The sequence below is a fragment of the Litoribaculum gwangyangense genome (assembly GCF_039543505.1).
GTDB lineage: Bacteria > Bacteroidota > Bacteroidia > Flavobacteriales > Flavobacteriaceae > Litoribaculum > Litoribaculum gwangyangense.
Genome location: NZ_BAABJW010000002.1, coordinates 150,045 through 173,302, shown reverse-complemented (window position 1 = coordinate 173,302; position 23,258 = coordinate 150,045). Strand labels below are relative to the sequence as shown.

Annotated in this window: 20 protein-coding genes; 4 read left to right on the top strand and 16 right to left on the bottom strand. The window is 34.5% G+C overall.

Annotated features, from left to right (window positions below; genetic code table 11):
• Positions 1 to 77: 77 nt before the first annotated feature.
• The gene (locus ABD963_RS06365) at positions 78 to 1,007 is read left to right on the top strand and encodes a hypothetical protein (protein ID WP_345276118.1); all 930 of its coding nucleotides are present in this window, start codon (positions 78 to 80) and stop codon (positions 1,005 to 1,007) included.
• A gap of 161 nt (positions 1,008 to 1,168) precedes the next feature.
• Here the strand turns inward: ABD963_RS06365 and ABD963_RS06360 are convergent, their stop codons facing one another.
• The 9 genes from ABD963_RS06360 to aroC all read right to left on the bottom strand — a co-directional run bounded on the left by ABD963_RS06360 (position 1,169) and on the right by aroC (position 9,249).
• Complete coding sequence (locus ABD963_RS06360) at positions 1,169 to 2,329, bottom strand: peptidase MATCAP family protein (RefSeq protein ID WP_345276117.1); 1,161 nt, start codon at positions 2,327 to 2,329, stop codon at positions 1,169 to 1,171.
• A gap of 3 nt (positions 2,330 to 2,332) precedes the next feature.
• Positions 2,333 to 3,163 (bottom strand): N-formylglutamate amidohydrolase, encoded by an 831-nt coding sequence (locus tag ABD963_RS06355; RefSeq protein WP_345276116.1) that lies wholly within the window; start codon positions 3,161 to 3,163, stop codon positions 2,333 to 2,335.
• A gap of 12 nt (positions 3,164 to 3,175) precedes the next feature.
• Complete coding sequence (locus ABD963_RS06350; RefSeq protein ID WP_345276115.1) at positions 3,176 to 3,634, bottom strand: hypothetical protein; 459 nt, start codon at positions 3,632 to 3,634, stop codon at positions 3,176 to 3,178.
• A gap of 16 nt (positions 3,635 to 3,650) precedes the next feature.
• Positions 3,651 to 4,469: a sulfurtransferase gene (locus tag ABD963_RS06345; RefSeq protein WP_345276114.1), complete on the bottom strand. Its 819-nt coding sequence runs from the start codon at positions 4,467 to 4,469 to the stop codon at positions 3,651 to 3,653.
• Positions 4,470 to 4,475: 6 nt separating this feature from the next.
• Positions 4,476 to 4,928 (bottom strand): hypothetical protein, encoded by a 453-nt coding sequence (locus tag ABD963_RS06340; protein WP_345276113.1) that lies wholly within the window; start codon positions 4,926 to 4,928, stop codon positions 4,476 to 4,478.
• Between the two features lie 61 nt (positions 4,929 to 4,989).
• Positions 4,990 to 6,027: a glutathione synthase gene (gshB, locus tag ABD963_RS06335; RefSeq protein WP_345276112.1), complete on the bottom strand. Its 1,038-nt coding sequence runs from the start codon at positions 6,025 to 6,027 to the stop codon at positions 4,990 to 4,992.
• A gap of 38 nt (positions 6,028 to 6,065) precedes the next feature.
• Positions 6,066 to 7,391 (bottom strand): dicarboxylate/amino acid:cation symporter, encoded by a 1,326-nt coding sequence (locus ABD963_RS06330; protein WP_345276111.1) that lies wholly within the window; start codon positions 7,389 to 7,391, stop codon positions 6,066 to 6,068.
• A 105-nt stretch (positions 7,392 to 7,496) separates the two neighbouring features.
• The gene (locus ABD963_RS06325) at positions 7,497 to 8,039 is read right to left on the bottom strand and encodes a thioesterase family protein (protein WP_345276110.1); all 543 of its coding nucleotides are present in this window, start codon (positions 8,037 to 8,039) and stop codon (positions 7,497 to 7,499) included.
• A 148-nt stretch (positions 8,040 to 8,187) separates the two neighbouring features.
• Positions 8,188 to 9,249: a chorismate synthase gene (gene aroC / locus ABD963_RS06320; protein WP_345276109.1), complete on the bottom strand. Its 1,062-nt coding sequence runs from the start codon at positions 9,247 to 9,249 to the stop codon at positions 8,188 to 8,190.
• Between the two features lie 174 nt (positions 9,250 to 9,423).
• Between aroC and ABD963_RS06315 the strand changes: the two genes are divergently transcribed.
• Positions 9,424 to 10,281: a UDP-2,3-diacylglucosamine diphosphatase gene (locus ABD963_RS06315; RefSeq protein WP_345276108.1), complete on the top strand. Its 858-nt coding sequence runs from the start codon at positions 9,424 to 9,426 to the stop codon at positions 10,279 to 10,281.
• 123 nt (positions 10,282 to 10,404) lie between these two features.
• Positions 10,405 to 11,217: an NIPSNAP family protein gene (locus tag ABD963_RS06310; RefSeq protein WP_345276107.1), complete on the top strand. Its 813-nt coding sequence runs from the start codon at positions 10,405 to 10,407 to the stop codon at positions 11,215 to 11,217.
• Here the strand turns inward: ABD963_RS06310 and ABD963_RS06305 are convergent.
• Entirely contained in the window at positions 11,214 to 14,123 is a 2,910-nt protein-coding gene (locus tag ABD963_RS06305; protein WP_345276106.1) for an FAD-binding and (Fe-S)-binding domain-containing protein, read from the bottom strand. The genes ABD963_RS06310 and ABD963_RS06305 overlap by 4 nt on opposite strands.
• Before the next feature lie 134 nt (positions 14,124 to 14,257).
• Between ABD963_RS06305 and ABD963_RS06300 the strand changes: the two genes are divergently transcribed.
• Positions 14,258 to 14,749, top strand: coding sequence for a hypothetical protein (locus ABD963_RS06300; protein ID WP_345276105.1), 492 nt, complete (start codon positions 14,258 to 14,260; stop codon positions 14,747 to 14,749).
• A gap of 49 nt (positions 14,750 to 14,798) precedes the next feature.
• Here ABD963_RS06300 and bshA read toward each other — a convergent pair whose 3' ends face one another.
• From bshA to ABD963_RS06270, 6 genes are all read right to left on the bottom strand, one after another.
• Positions 14,799 to 15,935 (bottom strand): N-acetyl-alpha-D-glucosaminyl L-malate synthase BshA, encoded by a 1,137-nt coding sequence (gene bshA / locus ABD963_RS06295; RefSeq protein WP_345276104.1) that lies wholly within the window; start codon positions 15,933 to 15,935, stop codon positions 14,799 to 14,801.
• Between the two features lie 99 nt (positions 15,936 to 16,034).
• Positions 16,035 to 18,950 (bottom strand): serine hydrolase domain-containing protein, encoded by a 2,916-nt coding sequence (locus ABD963_RS06290; protein ID WP_345276103.1) that lies wholly within the window; start codon positions 18,948 to 18,950, stop codon positions 16,035 to 16,037.
• Between the two features lie 135 nt (positions 18,951 to 19,085).
• Entirely contained in the window at positions 19,086 to 20,309 is a 1,224-nt protein-coding gene (serB, locus tag ABD963_RS06285; RefSeq protein WP_345276723.1) for a phosphoserine phosphatase SerB, read from the bottom strand.
• 68 nt (positions 20,310 to 20,377) lie between these two features.
• Complete coding sequence (locus tag ABD963_RS06280) at positions 20,378 to 20,863, bottom strand: ABC transporter ATPase (protein WP_345276102.1); 486 nt, start codon at positions 20,861 to 20,863, stop codon at positions 20,378 to 20,380.
• Between the two features lie 193 nt (positions 20,864 to 21,056).
• On the bottom strand, positions 21,057 to 21,848 hold the full coding sequence (locus ABD963_RS06275) for a (Fe-S)-binding protein (RefSeq protein ID WP_345276101.1): 792 nt from the start codon (positions 21,846 to 21,848) through the stop codon (positions 21,057 to 21,059).
• A gap of 92 nt (positions 21,849 to 21,940) precedes the next feature.
• A complete protein-coding gene (locus ABD963_RS06270) occupies positions 21,941 to 23,254 on the bottom strand; it encodes a 4Fe-4S dicluster domain-containing protein (RefSeq protein ID WP_345276100.1) in 1,314 nt (437 codons plus the stop codon).
• Positions 23,255 to 23,258: the final 4 nt, after the last annotated feature.

Genomic DNA, 23,258 nt, shown 5'->3' with positions numbered 1-23,258 from the left:
GACGTAACTTCCTAATACTAGGTAAGTTTTAATATGTAAGACTAGTAGTAATTGATACTAACCATAATTTCATAAAAATGAAAAAATATATTCTTATTTCTTGCTTATTATTTTTTGCTCAAAACATATTTAGCCAAGAATCGTTTAAAAAAGTTTACACTATCCCAGAAACTATAAGTTTTAAAGAAAGTCCAGACATATGTTTGACGAAATTGGAAAAAGTGAAATTTGATAAACTAACTAAAGAAGAACAAGATAGTATTCGTAAAGTCTTCCCAATTGGCAGTACAATTGAATATGAAATAGAAAAAACTATCTCAGGTAAAAAAATAAAAGTCAAAGAAGCCATCGTTGTTGACAAAGAATTTATTGAAAAACAAGTTGTTGAGAAAAAAATCCAGTTAATTGAAGGAAAAAAAATGAAGGGATTTGTAAAATTTGATGAAAACAAATTATATGTTAATCCGTATCTCAAAAAAGATAAAAATGGAAATTTTGGCAAAAGAGATGTTCATTATTATGAACTTGAAAATAGGCAAACTATAAAACTAAATTTTAGAGAATGGACAGTATCTGGTTTAACAATACCTTTAAAATATAGATTCAAGGACAATGATCAAAATATTAGCGAAGAGTTTTCTAGTGCCGTAAATGCGAACTTATTTATTGGAAGAACTTTTTACGGTAAAACATCGTTTTTTCACAGAAAAAAAGTTGGGAATGTCTCGAATACTTGGAAATGGACTGGTGGTTTAATTTTAGGTGCATCGACAGTAAAACTTAATAACAGTAATACTTCTGCTTCAGAAATTCCTATTGAATCTGTCACAGAAATCACAAAGGGATTGGCGACAATAGGATTTGGAATAACCTACAGCTACAATAAAATTAATTTTGGCGGTTTTATGGGTTGGGATTACAGCTTAGGAGACGATGCTGAAAAATGGAATTACAATAAAAAGCCTTGGGTTGGAATTGCAATAGGATATTCGCTATTAAAATTCTAAAAAAACTACCGGCAACATTGTATAAAAAATAGCGGTTTAAGTGTTAAAACGAGAATTTAGATATAAAAGTATAATCAGATATAAATCAAAAAGTTAGTGCGTTAAATCCGCTACTTTTCATATACGTTACCGATAAGCGCCATACCAGAAAATATTTGTTTTTATTTCAAACTCCTTAAAATAAAATCTACTTTTTTATTGGTGTTTTTGTTTTGTGCGTAGGCATCGGTAATATGCTTGGCAGGTACCGCAAGTCCTTTTTTAATCAGGGTTTGTATTTCATCAACATACTCCAAAGACACTTTTCCCGTTAATAAAACGCTTAAATCCTGGCCAGCATGGTAGTAATCGTAAACCTTTTTTAAGCCGGTTAAATACAAATAATCTTTAGTAAAACCACCGCCTCTATGCGACCGAACCGTAATATAAAAAGCTTCCTCGCGTTCCAAATCGTACTGGTTGTGAAGCAATCGAAACGTTCTAGAAAAAGAATAGCCTTTGGCCAAACTATCTACCGCTATAACCCTGTATGCCAACTCTTTTAAGCGTGTAACGGTTAAATTATTGCTCATATATTCGGCAAAAACCGCCAAGCCTTCCTGGGTTTCCTCATTGTTTGGGAAACCGTTCGAGAATATTTTTAAAGGATGTAACATGCCATTCATGGTGGTAACCATATGAACTCCAATTTCATGATTGGTAAGTACCGCAATTTCATTATCGGAGTAGGTATGATTGGTATTTAAAACCAGGGTTTTAATATTATTCAAAACCATGGCAATCGCCGAAATTTGATTAGATTGTTTGATGCTGTAACTAAAATCGTATTTCTTTGAAAACTCTTTAAAGAATACCTCGGCTTCGGTAGCACTGTATTTAGGTTGAAATGCAGGAATATCTTTGTTTTCATCTTCAAAATGAAGGATAAATTTGGCGTTCTCTACATCATTTTCGGTGGGTGTTCCAAAACTACGCAAACAGTTGTAATAAAACTTTTTACCGCTTCCAATGGTTTCAATACACTGTATTAATCCTGAATAGGTGTAAATAATATCTTCGTAAAGGTTCCTGATTTTAATATCTTCAATAAGCTCCAAACGCTGCGTAAATAATTTTCTGTGCAACTTAAACCTGTTGAAATTGATGGTTGGGTATTTAAAAACAGGATCGGTAAGGTACTTCGATGAAAAAAATCGAGCTTTCTCTTCCTCAATATTCTCGGGGTTCACATAACTTAACAACTCAATTTGCTTCACCAGCGCATCAATATTGTGGTCAATGTCCATTAACGCTTTGGTTTGCACATCATTTTCAATCTTCATAATTTAATTTTTAAACCTGTTGTAAACTTGCATCGCGTGTTCTGGAATGCGGGTTTTTAATTCGTTTTCAACCGCACTAACCACTTCTGGGAATATCACTTGTTCGTATTCATCGCAATACACTTTGGCTATTTCGGTTGCCAAAACTAAAGTATTTTTAAAATTTTGGGTAATATATTTCAAGAAATAACCATTCCCTTGAAAGGTATCATTAATTTTTGAAGTCGATTTAATACCGTTGGGCAGCTGAATTTCTGACAGACTCTGCCGCCAGCCTTCCACTTCATTTCCAAATCGTTCGTTATCAATATTTGAGGTTCCTAAATTCCAAGTGGGTACTTCCCTATCCCAACGTTTCCAATTGTAACTGTGCATATCGTAAACCGTACAAAACCCAAATTTCTTCTCTAAAGTTTCCACTAAGGCGTGCACCACTTTATAAAAATGGGCGTGCTTTTGAATACTTTTTTCAATCATGATTTCCGAAAGTGGATACTTCCAAAGTTGTTTGCCCCAAGCCGTTACAAAAACGGCTTCTTCTGGGGGTCTATTCAAATCGTATTCAAAACGGGAGTCACAACCGGCAATGACTATAGGATGCGATTTTACCATGTTTTTAGTTTCGGGGTCTTCCTCATACCAACGTTCATACTCGGTATGTAAGCAAGGTTCCCAAAGTTCTTTCCTAAATTGATGTCCATCATGCACTGCGGCACAAGCATACGGTACATAGTCCACTATTTTTATGGTAAACCCATAATCAGAAGCCACAGCCTCAAAACATTCTTGACGTTTAATTTTGGTAATGATATCTTCTAGTGAAAGTTTTTGCATTGCATTAAATTATCATCTATTCTGCATAAACTTAAATTTATCAAACTTCTTAGGTAATTGGTTTGTAATCGTGAGTTTATTGGAATTTATTGTAGGTTCAATTCTAATTACTTTGGTTGATTCGTCAATTTCTACATCATGTTCACTTCGCATGTTAACCAAATCTATGTGTCTAAGCTTAAATTGGTATTCTCCTTTTTGTAAATTTAAAACCACATATTCTGCTGGTCTTACCTGCCCTAAAGCTTTTTCATTAATTAAAACATTCAACCTTGCGGTATTATCAATTCTGTGCAAAATATCGGCACCATTATAAATCAACACATTACCATTGCCTAATTTATCCAACTGAATATCGTTTACTTCCATTTTAACAAAGGCATATTCGGATGAAATTGGTTTAAGGGCACATCCTGATAATATCAAAACAATTAATAAAGCAACAAATGAATTCTTTTTTCTTAAAAACATAACTTATTTAAACTTTTTATTCTGTAACTAAACTGCCCCATTCCGTCCAGGACCCATCATACACAGAAATATTTTTATATCCCGAAATATCGGCTCCTAAAGCCAACACACAGGCAGTAATACCAGAGCCACAGGAGAAAATGATATCGTCATTTTTGTGGGCCACCATATAAAAAGCCTTTTCTAAATCTTTTTTGGATTTTAAAACACCCTCATTCAGCAAGTCTTCAAAAGGTAAATTTACCGAGTTTGGAATGGTACCCATCCGTAAGCCAGCTCTAGGTTCGGGTTCTAAGCTTTTAAATCGGTTCTCGGAGCGTGCATCTACAATGGTGTGGGTTTTATTCTTGGAAGCTGCTTCAACATCGTTAAAAAACTTCATGTAATGCGGTTGAAGATTCGCGGTGAAGTTACCAGCTTTACCATCATAAACTTTCATAAATTCAGTAGCATAACCAGCTTTTAACCAAGCTGGAAATCCCCCATTTAAAACAGCGACATTGTTAAAACCAAAAGCCTTAAACAACCACCAAACCCGAGCACTGGAGTAAATGCCTTTATCATCATAAACCACCAGGGCGCTGTCGTTATCGATTCCCAATAATCTGGCTTCCTTTTGAAATTGCTCTTTGGATGGAAAGGCACTAGGGAACGGATTTGAGGTATCGCTAAACTTATTTTTGATATCAAAAAACCTTGCCTTGGGTATTTGCTTGGTTGAAGCATCAAAAACCTTATTGATGGTACCATCTAGAATGATGAGATTATCAGCGTTTAAATGATCATGTAGCCAATCGACTGTTACTGTGGCATGATTAAGATTTACTTGTGACATAAAATTTTATTGAAAAGCCATAAACGTTTGAGGGATTAAAATCCACCTATGATTTACTTTGAAAAAAGCCGCTCTGGTTTTTTGAACAGAACCGTCACTATTTAAATATTGGAAACCGTAAACTTCTACATCCTCTTTAATATGGTTTGAAAGTATTTTATATTCCTCTGGCAGTCCATTAGTGATGCCTTGAATCAGTTCTTTCTTATTGGCAGAGACAATTATTGCTTGATCCGAACTATTAAGTGGTTTCATGCTTTTATCGGATACCTTATCGATATCAACCCACTTTCCATTGGAAAATTCAAAAACGCTTTGCGCAGTTTCTTCATTAGAAAAAATGGTTGAAAAATCACTTTGTAACGGTTGTAATGTCTTTAAAAAATTATGGTTTGTATCCTGACGAAGTTTAGAAATAACTTCAAATAATTCGTTCGTTGCCTGATTTTGGGAAATCAAGTGATTACCGACACAAAAACAAAGTAAAAAAATAGAAAGGTATCTATATGTTTTTGGGATATTAAGCATCTTGAACCGTTTTTCTAAGTCTGGTGCGTCTATCAAACGCTTGAAGTTTATCCAACACTTTCATTTCTAAAAAGTCAATCACTTTTTCTTCAATCTTGGTTTTTAACTTATAAACCTTATTGATATAGGTAATGCCCCCTGGAGACATCACATTAACTTCAACTAGCTTACCTCCTATCACATCTATACCAACAAAGTATAAACCATCATTTACCAATTTGGGTCCAATTTGTTTACACAAGGCTTTTTCGGCTTTGGTTAAGGTGTGGCGTTGCACACTACCACCAGCCGATACATTGGAACGGTGGTCATCATTTCCTGGGACCCTTTTCATGGCACCTACGGCTTCTCCATTCAGCATTAAAATACGAACATCCCCTTGGTCGGCTCCCTCAATATAATCTTGAAGAATCACATAATTTGAAGTCCCATCACCACTATTTATGTAAAAATCAAGCAACGAGTTGATATTACCCATCGCCGATTTTTCAATTAAAATAACCCCTGAACCTCCAAAACCATTGAGTGGCTTTAAAATCATTTTATCCGACTTAGATTCTTTGATTTGTTGAATAAGGTATTTTTTGCTCTTTGAAACGTGGGTAGCTGGTATGATGTTACTATGGGCATCACCAAAAGCTGCTGTATATAGTTTATTGTTAGCTTCTCGCATGCCTTCCAAGGAATTCATAATAAATACATCATCTTTTACGGAATCCAAAAAATTCAGCATAATCGGATCAAGCGGCGGATTGGCTCTAAAAAAAATGACATCAAAACCCGCCAAAGGCAGCATTTCTTCTCGTAATTCAGCTTTTTTGTAAAACGATCTTAATGACGTTGGTGTTTTATCCATTCTACCGATAACCGTACAATTGGCAGTGGTTACACTATTGCGAATCGTTAAATTTGCTGGTGTACACATGGCAACACCGTGGTCTCTTCTAACACATTCTTTAATTAAGGCTAGTGATGTATCATTTTCTGGGTCTATTTGGTCCCAAGGATACATAATAAAACAAACATTCATTTTTGAGTGTATTTTCGATGAAGTTAAATTTAACTATTTTATTTTACTTCATCATAATGGTCGTCCCATTCTTTGGGTTTTGGGTCGTGTAATTTATCTAAAGATTTGGCCACTAAAACAGAAACTGTGGCATCACCAGTAACATTCACCACCGTTCTACACATATCCAATGGTCTATCAACCGCAAATATCAATGCTAAACCAATGGGCAATAATTCTGCTGGAAAACCTATAGATTCTAAAACAATTACTAACATAACCATACCTGCACTGGGCACTGCAGCACTCCCAATAGAAGCCAATAAAGCTGTTGCCACAATAACTAACTGATTGGTTAAGGTTAAACCTTCAGGCCAAATAACCTGCATAATAAATACAGCAGCTATGCCTTGATATAAACTGGTACCATCCATATTTACGGTTGCCCCAACAGGCAATACAAATCCGGACACTTCTTTATCAACTCCAACGTGTTCTTCTACACGTTCCATGGTTACAGGTAAAGTGGCAGCACTACTGCTTGTTGAGAAGGCTAATAGCTGCGCTGGGCTTATTTGTTTCAAAAACCATAATGGTGATTTTTTGGCATATACTTTAATTAATATCATGTAGAAACCAATCATTACAATAAGCCCTCCAACCACGCAAAGGGCGTACATAAGTAATTTCACAAGGATTTCAGTATCATCAAACGCGATAATCACATTCGCTAATAAAGCAAATACTGCGTAGGGAGCAAAAAGCATGATTAAGTCGACCATTTTCATGACAACTTCGTTCAGGGAATCAAAAAAATCAATCAGCGGTTTTGCCTTTTCTTCTCCAATCAATAATAAACATATACCAACGAATAAAGCAAAAAAGATTACCTGTAACATAGACGCATCGGCGAAGGATTGGAAAATGTTGCTTGGAAAAATATCTACCAATGGTTGCAAAGGCCCTGCTTCATTTTGTGCCGAAGCTTTCATAAGTTTATCTGTTACTCCCGCATCATTTTCATATTTGGCCTTTATCTTTTCTATGGTATCTTGTGGCATTCCTTTTCCTGGTTTCACAGTATTAACGATGGTTAACCCAATAATGATGGCAACCAAAGTGGTAACTATATAAATGCTAATAGTACGTAAACCCATCGATTTAATTTTGGAAATATCCTTTAAATCGGATATACCCTTAATTAAAGATGCCAGTATTAATGGTACTGCAATAAGCTTAAGAAGATTGATGAAAATGGTTCCAAATGGCGCAATCCAATCGGACACAAAACCTTTACCACCAGCAATGGTATTCATAATAAACCCAAAAATGATCCCGAGAATCATTCCAATAATAATCTTCCAGTGTAATGCAAGTTTTTTCATGTTTTATTATTTCTTTCTAGGAGGCGACAAGATAAGTATTTTAAAAATGGTTTGAAGAATTTGTATTTAGATTTCTAAAGAGGCTTTTATTTTTATTTGTTCTATTTATGGTTTTATTTCAGTGTTCTTAATAATGTTGTAATCGTTTTTAAAAAGATTCAAAATATCAGTTGGCACTATCATTTCACTTTTTTTTATGCCACTATCAGCAATAATTTTACTCATATTCTGAATTTTATGTTTTTTCCAAAAGCCTACTTTAGTTATTCCAATAGCGTAAATCTCATCATTATGTTTAAAGACCTGGCGGTGATACACCCAATTATCTTCCCAACCCTCTAAAATAAGTGTTATATCAAATTTTTTCCAACGCTTTAATGGCTTTTTATATATGATTTTTTGTGAGCCTAAAACGGGAAACATCCCTTTTTTAATAGTATTCTTATACAAATCTGACCTAAATAAAATTTCTAATCGAATTAAGTCCATGTAATAAAAATACTTGGAGTTCGCCATAAACCTTAGGGCTTCACAATCCAACAGACTTACCCGTCTAGTGCGAGTCAAATCTGCAGATAAATCTACTTCGTTCCAAAAGAAACGAGAGCCAAAAAAAATGTAAGCAATATGTAACCAATAATAAATCATATTATAAAATTATGTTTGCAGGTAAATACATATTTGGGTTGCTTAATAAGACTCCAATGAAAGCCATTATTGGAGCTCCTTTTTTGGATTCCGCATCAAATTGTGGAATGCAAAGCAAAAAGTGACTGCTGAAAGCAGGAATTAGCTTCTAACTATAAATTTTATTGATTAGGTAAAAATCGGCCAACACCAATGCAGCCATGGCTTCAACAATAGGTACTGCACGAGGTACTACACAGGGGTCATGACGCCCTTTTCCATGCATTTGAACCACTTTACCTTCTTTATCAATGGTTTCGTATTCTTGGATGAGGGTAGCTACAGGTTTAAATGCCACGTTGAAATAGATATCCATACCGTTACTTATACCCCCTTGTACCCCGCCAGAATAATTGGTTTTTGTAGAACCATCGGTATTAAAAGCATCGTTGTGCTCGCTTCCATACATAGTGCTTCCATGGAAACCACTACCATACTCAAAGCCTTTTACGGCATTGATAGATAGCATGGCTTTACCTAATTCGGCATGTAATTTATCAAATACAGGCTCGCCTAAACCTACGGGAACATTTTTTATTACGCAGCTCACAATCCCTCCAACGGTATCGCCCTTACTGCGAACTTCCTTGATGTAAGTCTCCATTTTTGAAGCCATAGCTTCGTCTGGACAACGTACCATATTCGATTCTGCTATTTTAAGGTCTAATTCGGTATATGGTTTATCCAATTTCATGGTGCCAACACCTGAAACGTAGGCGGTAATTTCAATATCCTTTAAGACTTGTTTGGCAATGGCACCGGCTACCACTCGACAAGCCGTTTCACGCGCTGAACTGCGGCCACCACCACGATAATCTCTCACGCCATATTTTTTATCATAGGTATAATCAGCATGACTTGGTCTGTAACTATCCTTTATATGTGAATAATCATGAGATTTCTGGTTGGTGTTTTCAATAACAAAACCAATGGGAGTACCCGTGGTAACACCCTCAAAAATGCCCGAGTGAAATTTTACCGTATCGGGTTCTTTGCGTTGCGTTACTATAGCGGATTGCCCCGGTTTTCGCCTATCTAATTCGTTTTGAATCGCTTCCAAATTCAATTCAATTCCTGCGGGACAACCATCGATTACACCACCTAGTGCAGGTCCGTGAGATTCGCCGTAAGTAGTTAGGTTAAATAGTTTTCCAAAGGAATTTCCAGCCATGATATAATTTTTTGCTAAAATATAGCTAATCCCATTAAAAAGGAAATGAAATTGTAACAAGCTTAAGAATATTCATAACAATTAATTAACAAAATGCTGATAAATACATAATTATTAGGTAATGATAACATAATGTAAATAGATGTTATTTGTTGTTGAATAAGTTTGCCCGAATTGAAAATTAAAAGAAAAGTAGAAATTGCCGTCATATCCGATGTTCATCTTGGAACTTACGGCTGTCATGCCAAACATTTATTAACTTATTTAAACAGTATAGAACCAAAAAAATTGATACTAAATGGTGATATTGTTGATATATGGCAATTTAATAAACGTTACTTCCCAAAATCACATTTGAAAGTCATAAAAAAAATTATGGATATGGCTTCAGAAGGCACTGAGATTATTTACATTACCGGTAACCATGACGAAATGTTACGCAAGTTTAGTGGCACTACCATTGGAAAAATATCGATTGTTAATAAACTGGTCCTAAAATTGGATGGTAAAAAAGCATGGTTTTTTCATGGTGATGTATTTGATGTATCCATAAAAAATGCCAAATGGTTGGCTAAACTTGGTGGCTATGGCTATGATGCCTTAACCGTTTTAAACAGATTAGTAAATTGGTTTCTAGAAAAGCGTGGTAAAGAACGTTATTCCCTTTCAAAAAGGATAAAGAACAGTGTCAAGAGTGCCGTTAAATATATTCATGACTTTGAAAACGTAATCTCGGAACTCGCGATAGAAAATGGTTACGATTACGTGGTATGTGGACACATTCATCAACCTAAAATGGAATATATTGAAAACAAACATGGTAAAACTTTATATTTAAATTCTGGTGATTGGGTTGAAAACTTCACGGCTTTGGAATATCAATTTAAGCGTTGGAGAATATACAATTACAACCAAGATAAATTAGCTCCCTTTATTGTTGATGAGGATGTTGAAGATTTAGACATTAAAAACTTAATTGCAGCCATCACCATAGTAGAGCAAACAGAAAAAAAGCAAAAAGAGAAAAGCTGATTTTTTTTATTCTTCAAGTTTATTGAATTACTTGAGTAATGTGTTAGCTTACTTAATATTTGTCTATATTTGATTTTATTGATATCACCAAGTGATTCATTCATTAAGGAAAAAACATAATCAATGAAAACAATTAAGTTTCTACTACTGGCTAGTATTCTAATATCATTTACAAACTGCCAAAAAACTAATAATACTGATAAAGTTGATGAAAATCTGCAATCGAACAATCGAGAATATTATCAACTTAAAGTATACACTTTTGATACAGATAATCAAGTAGCTACGACAGATAAATATCTTGAAAACGCCTATTTACCAGCTTTAAAAAATTTAGGAATTAAAAATATTGGTGTGTTCAAGTCCAAACCAAACGAGAAGGATTCCATTAAAAAAACGTATGTACTCATTCCATTTAATTCTATGGAACAATTTCTTCCTATTGAGGATAGCATCCATAAATACGAAGATTATTTATCAAAAGGAAACGACTATTTAAACGCTTCTTATGATAATCCACCCTATAAACGCATGAAATCCACTATCATGAAAGCTTTTATTGATATGCCAAAAATGCAGCCTTCAAAATTAGAATCACCCAGATCAGAACGTGTTTATGAATTAAGAAGTTATGAATCGCCTACAGAGCAGTATTTTACTAATAAAGTAGACATGTTTAATGCTGGTGGCGAAATAAAACTTTTTGAGAGTCTTAAGTTTAATGCAGTTTTTTATGCAGAAGTCATTTCTGGAGCAAAAATGCCAAACCTCATGTATATGACCACTTTTGAGAATCAAGTAAGTCGCGAAGAACATTGGAAAGCTTTTAGAGAATCCGCCAAATGGAACGAATTAAAAGCTATGGAAAAATACCAAAACAATGTATCACATATAGACATTATGTTTTTGTATCCAACGGATTACTCAGACTATTAAATCAAAGCCTCCTTTAAAATAGTAATGGGGTGTTTTGCTTCCCTTTGTGTTCCATCTTTTATTTGATGTCTGCAACTGGTACCATTGGCTGAAATCAAGACCTCTTCAGAGGCTTTCCTCACTGCTGGAAATAGGGTTTGTTCGCCTATTTGCATACTCACTTCGTAATGTTCTTTTTCGTACCCAAAACTACCTGCCATACCACAACAACCACTTGGGATGATAGTTACTTTGTAATTTTTTGGAAGATTCAAAACCGCGAAACTGGAGAGTTGATTGCTCATGGCTTTTTGATGACAATGCCCATGAAATTTTATGGTTTTACTTTCTAAAGTGAATTGTTCAGGTTTGATATTTCCTAATTCCATTTCTTGTTGAATGAATTCCTCGATTAAAAAGGTATTATTCGCTATGGCTTTTGCGGAAGTTTTGTCATCGGCTAATTTTAAATACTCGTCCTTAAACGTATAAATTGCCGAAGGTTCAATACCTATAAGTGGCGTGTCTTTTGAAATTTTGTCCTTAAAAATGGAAACGTTTTTGTTAGCTACATCTTTAGCCTGTTCCAATAAGCCCTTTGATAAAAAAGCACGACCAGATTCAACATGATCAACAAAATCCACAAAATAATTTAAATTGTTTAATAATTCGAGTGAATCAATTCCAATTTTAGTGTCTAAAAAATTAGTGAATTCATCTACAAAAAAGTAAACCTTTTTAATATAATTTTCTCTTCTATAGGTTTCTTGATAATTTTTAATAAAAAGAAGGAGGTTTCGGTTAGAAATTAAAGGTAAACTTCTTCCGGCAGCAATTCCGAATGATTTTTTTAAAATTGAAGACGTAAATCTATTTGAAAATATAAAATTCGTAAACTGTGGAAATTTACTCCCAAAGCGATTTAATGTGTTGTTGTAAGCAAATAGTTTGGTTCGCAAACTCACGCCATTTGCTTTTTGATACTGGTATTGAAATTCCGCCTTTAAACTCGCCACATCCACACTACTCGGGCATTCACTGGCACAGGCTTTACAGCTTAAGCATAAATCGAAAACCTCATTTAACTCCTTATGATTGAACTTATTAGCTTTATTTGAGTTCGTTAAAAATTCACGTAACGCATTGGCTCTGGCTCTGGTGGTATCTTTTTCATTTCTGGTAGCTCGATAACTTGGGCACATGGTTCCACCAAATTCGGGTAGTTTTCTACAATCACCTGAACCATTGCATTTTTCGGCTTCACGCAAAATACCTAATGATTTTGAAAAATCAAGAAGTGTTTCAATTTCCGGTTCAATCCTATTGGCCACATATCGTAGGTTTTTATCCATTGGCAAAGGATTAACTATTTTTTCTGGATTAAAGATATTTTCAGGGTCGAAGGCAGTTTTAATTTGTTTTAAAATTTGATAATTCTCTTCGCCAATCATCATTTCAATGAACTCAGACCTAACAATACCATCGCCATGTTCACCACTCATAGAACCTCTATATTTTTTGACCAAATGGGCAACATCGGTAGTTATGCTTCTTAACAGTTTAACACCTCCGGAAGTCTTTAGGTTTAAAACTGGGCGTAAATGCAACTCACCGGCACCAGCATGGGCGTAATAAATGGCTTCTTGATTATAGCTTTTCATCAAAGCCGAAAACTCCGCAATATAATTGGCTAAATCTGGTAGCGCCACAGCCGTATCCTCAATACAGGCTGCCGATTTTTTATCACCAATGATGTTTCCAAGCAAGCCTAAACCAGCACTTCTTAAGTTGTTTGCTTTATGAATCTCTTCGCCTTTAAGTATGGGATAAGCATAACTTAATCCTGATTCTTTAATATTAGAAAGTAAATTATTAGCTAATAGTTCAACCTCCTTTGAGGTTTCGGCTTTTACCTCACACATTAAAATAGCTTTGGGATCGCCTTCTATAAACTGCCTATTTTCCTCTTGGGTTTTATTGTGTTTAGTACAATCTAAAATGGTTTTATCCATCATTTCACAAGTGTACAAATCATGTTTCATAACCGATTCAACACTATTTAAACAATTTTCAATACTATCAAAATGTGCAGCCACCATAATACTTTTCTTAGGTGGCAGTTCATCTAATTTTAAAGTGATTTGTGTTGTAAATGCTAACGTTCCCTCACTACCGGCCAACAACTTACACATATTGAATTTTTCGTCTGAATTTGAAAAAACCTGACTTTTAAGCAATTCATCAATGGCATAACCCGTATTCCTTCTGTGTATTTCGGGCTTCGGAAAATTTTTAATAATTTGATTTTGAATGCTTTCAGATTTCAGCTCCTCATGAATCGTCTTATAAATTTTACCTTCTAAAGTTTTTAACTTTGTTTTATCTAAAAATTCTTCGGTGGTTAACTCTCCGAAAACAACTTCACTGCCATCGCTTAAAACAGTATGCATTTCTAAAACCTTATCCCTTGTAACACCATATTGTATGGAGGTAGTACCAGAAGAATTATTTCCTACCATTCCACCAATCATACATCGATTAGATGTGGACGTGTTTGGTCCAAAAAATAGTTCAAAAGGTTTTAAATAGTTATTTAATTCATCACGCACCACTCCAGGTTGGACGGTAATGGTTTTTGATTTTTCATTAACACGTAATATTTTAGTGAAGTATTTGGACACGTCGACTATGATACCCTTACCAACACATTGTCCAGCCAACGAAGTACCAGCCGTTCTGGGAATTAACGATACCTTGTTTTCCTTAGAATATTGGATAAGTTGTTTGACATCCTCAATATTCTTTGGGTAGGCAACAGCTAATGGTAGCATTCTATAAACGGAAGCATCAGTGGCGTATATGGATTTAATTAAATCATCAAAATATAATTCTCCTGATAGTTTAGATTGTAGGCTATTTAAAGGCATTGATAAAAAATCTATTGATTGTATAAATATAAATACAATTTTGGCGTTATTTTTGTAAATGTATCTGAATATAATGAAATGGTCTATTTTAAGATAATGGACGTATATAACAATGAACTAAAAATTTAAAATTTATGAAAAAATTATTTTTATTATCGATTGCCCTAGTAGGTTTTGCATTGTCAACAAATGCCCAAACTATTTCAGAAAATGCCCTAGGATTACGTTTGGGAGATAGCGATGGTTTTGGCGCTGAAATTTCATACCAACGTGCGTTAGGAGATAACAATCGGTTAGAATTAGATTTAGGATGGAGAGATGGTAACAACTATAATGGTTTTAAACTTGCTGGTTTGTACCAATGGGTTTGGGTTTTAGATGGAAGTTTTAACTGGTATGCTGGTGTAGGTGGTGGATTAGGATCCTTCAGTTTCGAAAATCCAGGAGGAAAAGACATCTCTGACACCTTTATTTTTGCTGCTGGAGATATTGGTATAGAATATAACTTTGATATCCCTTTACAATTATCATTAGATTTTAGACCTGAAATAGGTTTTGGTGATGACACCTATGATAATAATGATTTAGATTTTGATATTGCTTTAGGCATTAGATACAGATTCTAAATAAAAAAAATAAACATTGAAAGCACTCTACACAGGGTGCTTTTTTTCTTTACAACACTAAACATTTCGATAAGGTATCTTCATAAATAGCTTCGTATTGAGGTACAATTTTATGCAAATCGAAATTTAAAGCTTCATTTCTAGCGTTTTCTTTAAAGGTTTTTAGTCTATCTTCATCACCTAAAATATATAATGCATTTTTAGTCATATCATCTACATCACCAACATTACTTAAAAATCCAGAAACCCCTTGAATGTTAACTTCGGGAATACCTCCTGTATTACTAGAGATTACAGGAACACCCGATGCCATGGCTTCTAAGGCCGCCAAACCAAAACTTTCTGATTCGGAAGGTAGCAAAAACAAATCACTAAAACTTAAAATCTTATCAATCTCGTTACTTTTTCCAAAGAAAATAACTTTATCCAAAATACCTAATTTCTGGCATGTGTCTTCCATATGTTGACGCTCAGGCCCCTCTCCAACCAACATTAATTTGGCAGGTATTTCTTTTTGAATGTTGTAAAATACTTTTATGACATCTTTTGTACGTTTTACAGGACGTAAATTACTAATGTGAGTGATTATTTTTTCATTTTCCTTAGCCATCATGACACGTTGGCAATTTTTAAAACTATGATTGTATTTATCTAAATCTATAAAATTTGATACGACATGAATTTTATTTTTGATATCAAATAATCGCAATGTATCATCTTTTAAACTTTGTGATACTGCCGTAACCGCATCAGATTTATTGATGCTGAATGTTACCGCAGGTTTGTAAAATGGATGGCTGCCAACCAATGTGATATCAGTGCCGTGCAATGTGGTTACTATGGGTACATAAATACCCTCTTCTTGTAACATTTTTTTTGCCATATACGCTGCATATGCATGAGGAATAGCATAATGAACATGCAATATTTCAATTTTATGAAGTTTCACCATATCTACCAATTTACTGGATAAAGCCAATTCGTAAGGTTGGTAATGAAACAAAGGATACTCGGGTACGTTTACTTCATGGTAGTGCACATTATTGCCCAACAACTCCAACCTAACCGGTTGGCTGTAAGTGATGAAATGAATTTCATGTCCACGTTTTGAAAGCTCTAAACCTAGCTCTGTAGCTACAACACCACTACCTCCAAATGTTGGGTAGCAAACTATACCTATTTTCATCTTTTTGTATTTATTTATTTTTTATTAACCATGTCAAAGCCCATTTGACCAACAATCATTACATTAGGTATCTAATTAACAGCCGGGGTTCACTAAAAATTATTCCTCAATGGCTTCGTAAATTAAACGTTGTATTTCGGTTCTGATATTTTCCTTTAACAATAAGTTTTTTCCAGCATTGGGATAGGTTCTGTTAGCAAGAAAAACATAAACAATTTCCTTTTCTGGATCTGCCCAAGCGTAAGTTCCAGTAAAACCCGAGTGACCAAAACTTGTCATAGAAATACATCCACAAGTAGGTCCTTCTTCTCCCAATTGAGGTTTATCAAAGCCAATGCCTCTCCTATTATTATTATCGCAAAAATAACAAGTGTTAAATTTATCAATGGTTTCTGGTTTTAAGTAGCGCTTACCTCCATAAAATCCTTTTTGCAAATACATTTGCATAATTTTAGCAACATCATTGGCATTGCTAAAAACACCTGCATGACCGCCAATTCCATTCTGCATAGCAGCTCCCATGTCATGAACATAACCATGTACTTCTTGGTAACGATAATAATCATCCACCTCGGTTGGAATTATTTTTTTACTACTTATTTTATGATAAGGATTGTACATGGTATAATTAGCGCCCAAAGATTGGTAAAAATGATCTTGGACCAGTTCCTCCAATGATTTGTCGTAATGTGCTTCAATAAATTTCTTCAAAATATAATAAGGAAAATCACTGTAGCGATAACGCAAGGTTTCCAATAATTCTGAATCTTTGATTATTTTAGGGATAGAGTCTTGATAATCCGTTCTTAAATAAAGGTTATTGGCCACTTCAATATTAAATTGATCGCTAGGCTCCGTTCTATAATACTTGTCACTTGGTCGTTTAGTAACGCTATCTAAAGTATGATAATAAAAAGGTTCCCATGGTCTTAATCGCGCATAATGAGATAACATACTTTTAATAGTGATATTTTTTTTATTAGAATTTTTATATTCTGGTAATATTTGTGAAAGCTTGGTGTCTAAAGACACTATACCTTGTTCTTCCAGTTCCATAAGTAACGGTAATGTTGCCAATATCTTGGTTAGTGATGCTACATCATAAATATCATCAAATTCAACTTCCTCTTTACCATTATATGTATGCTTTCCAAAATTCTTATTGTAGATAACCTTACCTTCTCTAGCTACTAATAATTGAATTCCTGGCGTCATTTTATTATCAACAGCGTATTGTGCAACTGAATCGATCTTGTTTAATTTCTTTGAGTTCATCCCTACACGCTCTGGTATGGTGTAACCCAATCGTTTTATTGAGAAAGAAGGGATGCCTTCTCCCAAAACAAATTGGTTGCCTGCAGAGACAGGCAATGTTCCTTTTGATGCTATAGCTCCAAAAATTAATTGTGCTGATTTTTCTTGAGAGATTTTACTATTTTGGTAACTTACTATAACACTTTCAAGATTATCAATACTTTTTAGATCTATCAAAGCATAGGGCTTTACAAAAATATCTAAAACAACTGTATGAGTTTTAGCAATATTTTCTATCCAATCAATTTCATCATTGGTGAATTTGTAATCTTTCCATGGACTATCGTTGGAATGATGCAAACCAATTATTACAGTGTTATAAGGCTGAAGTTTATTAGTTAATTCATCAAAGTTGTCAGATGCAATTTTGTGAACTTTAGCATATTTTTTTAATTCATTAAAAAAGTAATCTCCAGAATCGTTACCTAAATTTACATATGCAATATTTTTAGTTTCCAATTGTCGCAAGGGTAATAAGGCTCTTAAATTTTGCAAAACAGTCAAAGCATTTTCGATAAGTTCTTCATAAAGTACATCATCTTTTATACGGTTTAAATCTTCCAGTAAATTGGAAAGACCAATGGGCTTGTATTCATTTAAACCTACTTTGTATTTTGCTTGAAGAATTTTTTTTACTGAATGTTCCAAACGGGCTTCCGTAATATCGCCTTCATAATAAGCGTTCATGATTTTGGATACTCCAATACCTACATCTGCAGACATCAGCATCACATCATTTCCAGCTTTAAAAGCAGCTAAATCTATATCGCCTGTTTCATCAAAATCTGCGGCACCTTTCATAGTTAAAGCATCTGTAAAAATAAGACCTTGAAAACCTATTTTTTCTTTTAGAATATCGGTAACAATGTGTTTGGATAAGGAAGAAGGATATCCCGTTGAATCCAAACTCGGAACATTTAAATGAGCCACCATCGCACTGGAAAGCCCTTCTTTTATGAGCTTTTTGTAAGGATATAGTTCAATGGAATCTATACGCTTTTCGCTAAAACTTATGGAAGGTAAGGTTTCATGCGAATCTTGGTCGGTATCACCATGTCCCGGAAAATGTTTGGCATTTGCCAAAACACCAGCACTTTGCATCCCTTTCATAAACGCCAAAGCCTTTTCAGTGACATTATCCCTATCTTCACCAAAGGAACGATTACCAATGATGGGGTTTTTTGGATTTGTATTAATATCAACCACAGGAGCAAAATTAAAATGAACTCCTAAACGCTTGCAATGCTCCCCGATATGTCTGCCTGTTTGCTCAACTAATTTATTGTCTTTTATGGCACCTAAAGTCATGTTCCATGGGAACGCATAAGTGGAATCCAACCGCATATTCAATCCCCATTCCGCATCCATTCCAATAAGCATAGGAACTTTTGATATGGCTTGCAATTCGTTGTTTAATTTAGCTTGTCGCAATGGTCCACCATTGGAATATATAATACCTCCAATATGGTGTTCTTTGATTATTTCTAGAATTTTGTTTTTAGTTGCATTATCTTGATTGGACATCACTTGTACCATATACAACTGCCCCACTTTCTCCTTTAAGGACATTGAATTATAAACACTATCCACCCATTTTTCTTGTGCTTCAAAATCAGATGAAATTAGTGGGTTTTTATTGGCTTGTGCTAAAGCGGAAAAGTTTATAAATAAGGTAATTATTATTAAATAGATAGGGCGCATAAAACATACTAATTAAAAGTATTATCACTCAATTATTAAACCAGTAATAATCGTGCCAAAATACCACTTTTAAAGGTAAGATAAAAAGACTTTGTGACAGATTTATTATAAGATTATAAACAACAAAACCTAAAATCATTCAATCAAATCAATATGTCTATCGTGATAACCTAGTAAATATAACACCCCATCCAATCCAATACTGGAAATAGAACTTTGGGCATTATCTTTAACTGTAGGTTTCGCATGAAATGCAATCCCTAAACCCGCTAGATTTAACATAGGCAAATCGTTAGCACCATCGCCAACTGCAATAGTTTGGCTAATATTAATACCTTCTTTTTTAGCAATTTCTTTAAGATATTCAGCTTTCTTTTCGCCGTTCACAATATCTCCAAGATAATTTCCCGTTAAAACGCCATCCTTAATTTCCAACTGGTTGGCATAAACATAGTCTATCCCCAATTCTTTCTGCAAATAATGACCAAAATAAGTAAAGCCCCCTGAAAGTATCGCTGTTTTAAAACCATAGGATTTTAAAGTATCAATAAGTCTTCTGGCTCCTTTTGTAATAGGTAACTTAACGGCGACATCATGCAAAACTTCTTCGCTTAGGCCTTTTAAAAGTTTCATGCGCTTCTCAAAGCTTTCATTAAAATCAATATCTCCCTGCATGGCAGATTCTGTAATGGCTTTAACCTCATCACCAACACCAGCTAATTCAGCTAATTCGTCAATAACTTCAGTTTGTATAAGGGTAGAATCCATATCGAAACATACCAATCGTCTGTTTCTTCGGTAAATATTATCTTCCTGAAAAGCAATATCTACATCTAATTCTCTTGAAATTTGCATGAATCGCTCAGTAAATTCTGATTTATTATCAATTTTACCTCGTATTGAAAGCTGAATGGATGCTCTTGGATATTCTTCTTCTTTAACTAACGATGTTCTACCTGTTAGACGTTTGATAGCATCAATATTTAAGTTTTTTTCTGAAATAACTTTAGTAACTTCAGAAATTTGTTTTGCTGTAAGTTTTTCACCCAGAATGGTTATAATGTATCTATCCTTTCCTTGAAGTCCTACCCAATTTTCATAATTCTCGAGGGTTATTGGTGTAAATTTGGCTTTAATACCCAATTCATAAGACTTAAAAAGCAAATCCTTTAAAACCGCTGCAGAGTTAGCTCCTGGTTGAATTTCAAAAAGGATTCCCAAAGATAAGGTGTCGTGTATATTGGCTTGCCCAATATCTAATACTTTGGCACCATATTCAGCCAATACACTGGTTAAACTTGATGTTAAACCGGGTTTATCTTGCCCTGAAATATTTAATAAGAAAATTTCGTTCGCCATGATATTTTCTTCTAACTCTTTTAAAATAGCCTCTTTACTTTTATTCATTGAAACTCTTGTCTAATAAACTATTTAACAAATCTACTGTGCCAACTCTCACTGGCAGGCACTTCCCAATTCTCATTAAACTCTGCGATATTGGTTACCAAATTATTAAAAACAATCGTGTTTTTTGAAACCGCTTTCTCTTTTGCCATTTGCTTAAAATCGATTAGTGTTTTGTATGCTACAAAGTCGCCTTGTTTGTAGGATACATTCATTTTATCCATTAAATCAACTTGATAGTCTTTTTCCAATTGCTGGATAAAATGTACAGAAGCATCTATAGAACACCCTGTTGCGGCATTTAATTTCTGATTTAAAGCAAGAACTATAAAGCGTTTATATCTTATGGTGTAACCTGCTTGTAAATCACTACCATGGGCTGTCCAATTTTCAATAAAAATATCTAGTTTGGATTGTATTTGTTCTAGTTCCTCCTCAGAAAATGAACGATTTGCTTGGTAAATCCAAACGCGGGATTCTTCAGGTAATGTATTAAAATTTACTAGCATGTTTCTAATCTTTATATTTATAGATAAAAAAATCTAAAATACCTATTACTAAAGTTATTGTAATGTAAACTGGAAAATTAAGAGACCTTGATTTTAATTGATTGTAAATTATTAACGCTACAAAAACAATTATAGAAATAAAAAAACTCGTTTTCAATCTAGTCTTTATAGAAAGATGTTTTATTTTCATTGCCTACAAATCTTGTGCATTGGCAATTAATTCGGCGACATCCATAACAGCAATAGCACTTTCTTTTTCTTTAGCTTTAATACCATCTGTCATCATGGTGTTGCAAAAAGGGCAACCTGCAGCAATGATTTCTGGTTTGGTTTCCAAAGCTTGTTCGGTGCGCTCAATGTTTACTTCTTTATCTCCTTTTTCAGCATCTTTAAACATTTGTGCCCCACCTGCTCCACAACAAAGTCCGTTTTTTCGGCAGTTTTTCATTTCTACTAATTCCGCCTCTAGCTTTTGAATGAGTTCTCGTGGTGCTTCATAAACATTATTGGCACGACCTAAATAACAGGGGTCATGAAAGGTTATTCGTTTTCCCTTAAATTTTCCACCTGCAATGGTTAAACGTCCTTCATCCAACAAGGTTTTTAAAAACTGGGTATGGTGCATTACCTCATAATTTCCACCTAATCCAGGATATTCATTTTTTATAGTATTAAAACAATGCGGACAAGCCGTCACAATTTTTTTAACTTCATAGGCATTTAAAACCTCAATATTAGTGACTGCCTGCATTTGAAACAAAAACTCGTTGCCAGCGCGTTTTGCAGGATCGCCAGTGCAACTTTCTTCCGTTCCTAAAACAGCGAACTCTACCTTAGCCTTATTTAAAAGTTTTACAAATGCTTTGGTTATTTTTTTGGCTCTATCATCAAAACTTCCAGCACAGCCTACCCAAAACAATACTTCTGGTTGTTTGCCTTGTGCCATAAATTCTGCCATAGTTGGCACTTTGATTGTTTCGCTCATTGAATTGAGTGTTTTTTTTGCGTTAGGGATTGCAGCATGCTACCATGTAGCGCGAAAAGCCCGACCCAAAGGGTAACGCCATAATTATTTTATTATTCGTTTTTCCAGTTTAACCTATCCATTTGGTTATATGGCCATGGTGCGCCATTGTTCTCTATATTAGTCATCATGTTGTTTAATTCGGCTGGAGCAGCTGATTGTTCCATAACCAGATAACGACGCATATCCATAATGATCGACAAGGGATCAATACTTACCGGACACGCTTCAACACAAGCATTACACGAAGTACAAGCCCATAATTCTTCTCTGGTGATGTAATTATCTAAAAGTTGTTTGCCATCGTCTTTAAACTCTCCGTTATTGGCATCAATATTTTTACCAACTTCTTCAAGACGGTCTCTAGTATCCATCATGATTTTACGAGGTGATAGCTTTTTACCCGTTTGGTTAGCAGGACACTCGCTAGTACAACGTCCGCATTCGGTACAAGTGTAGGCATTTAGCAATTGCACCCAACTTAAATCTTGCACATCACTGGCTCCAAATTTTTCAGGCATTGCTGCATCTGTACCTTCAGCTGGAGCTGCAAAAGGATCGATATTTGGATCCATCATCATTTTGACTTCTTTAGTAACCGATTCCAGATTATTGAATTGCCCTTGAGGTGTTAACTTACCATAATAGGTGTTTGGAAATGCTAATAGTATGTGAAGATGCTTTGAGAAATACAGATAATTAAGGAATATTAAAATACCAACTATATGCAACCACCAAGCGCTTCTCTCAATTATATGAAGTGTGTTTTCTGATATATTTGAAAACCAGGGTGCTATATACTGGCTTATGAGATTTCCAGAATTCATTTCTTGAAATGTAGCATCTGTTGCATTCATGATTAAGAACAAACACATTAAAACTACTTCAAAATACAAAATGAAATTGGCATCATTTTTTGGCCAACTGGTCATTTCACTTTTCCAAAAACGTTTAATTTTTAATGTATTTCTTCGTAACCAAAAAATAACTACCGACACTAAAACTAATACTGCCAATATTTCAAAAGTACCAATAAGAAATCCATAAATGGATTTTGGTAACACTTGTAAACCTATTCTATGAGTTCCAAAAATACCATCGATTATAATCTCTAGAACTTCAATGTTGATAATAATAAACCCGATATAAACAATAACATGGAGCAATCCGGCAATGGGGCGACGCACCATTTTACTTTGCCCAAAAGCTATAAGTGCCATGTTTTTTAAACGTTCCTGTTTATGGTCGCTAACATCAACATCTTTACCCAACTTAATATTTCTAATAAGCTTTTTTACATTTTTTGAAAAATAGCCAATCCCAAGAATGAGTATGATGATGAATAGTATATTGTCAATGTAATTCATTAAT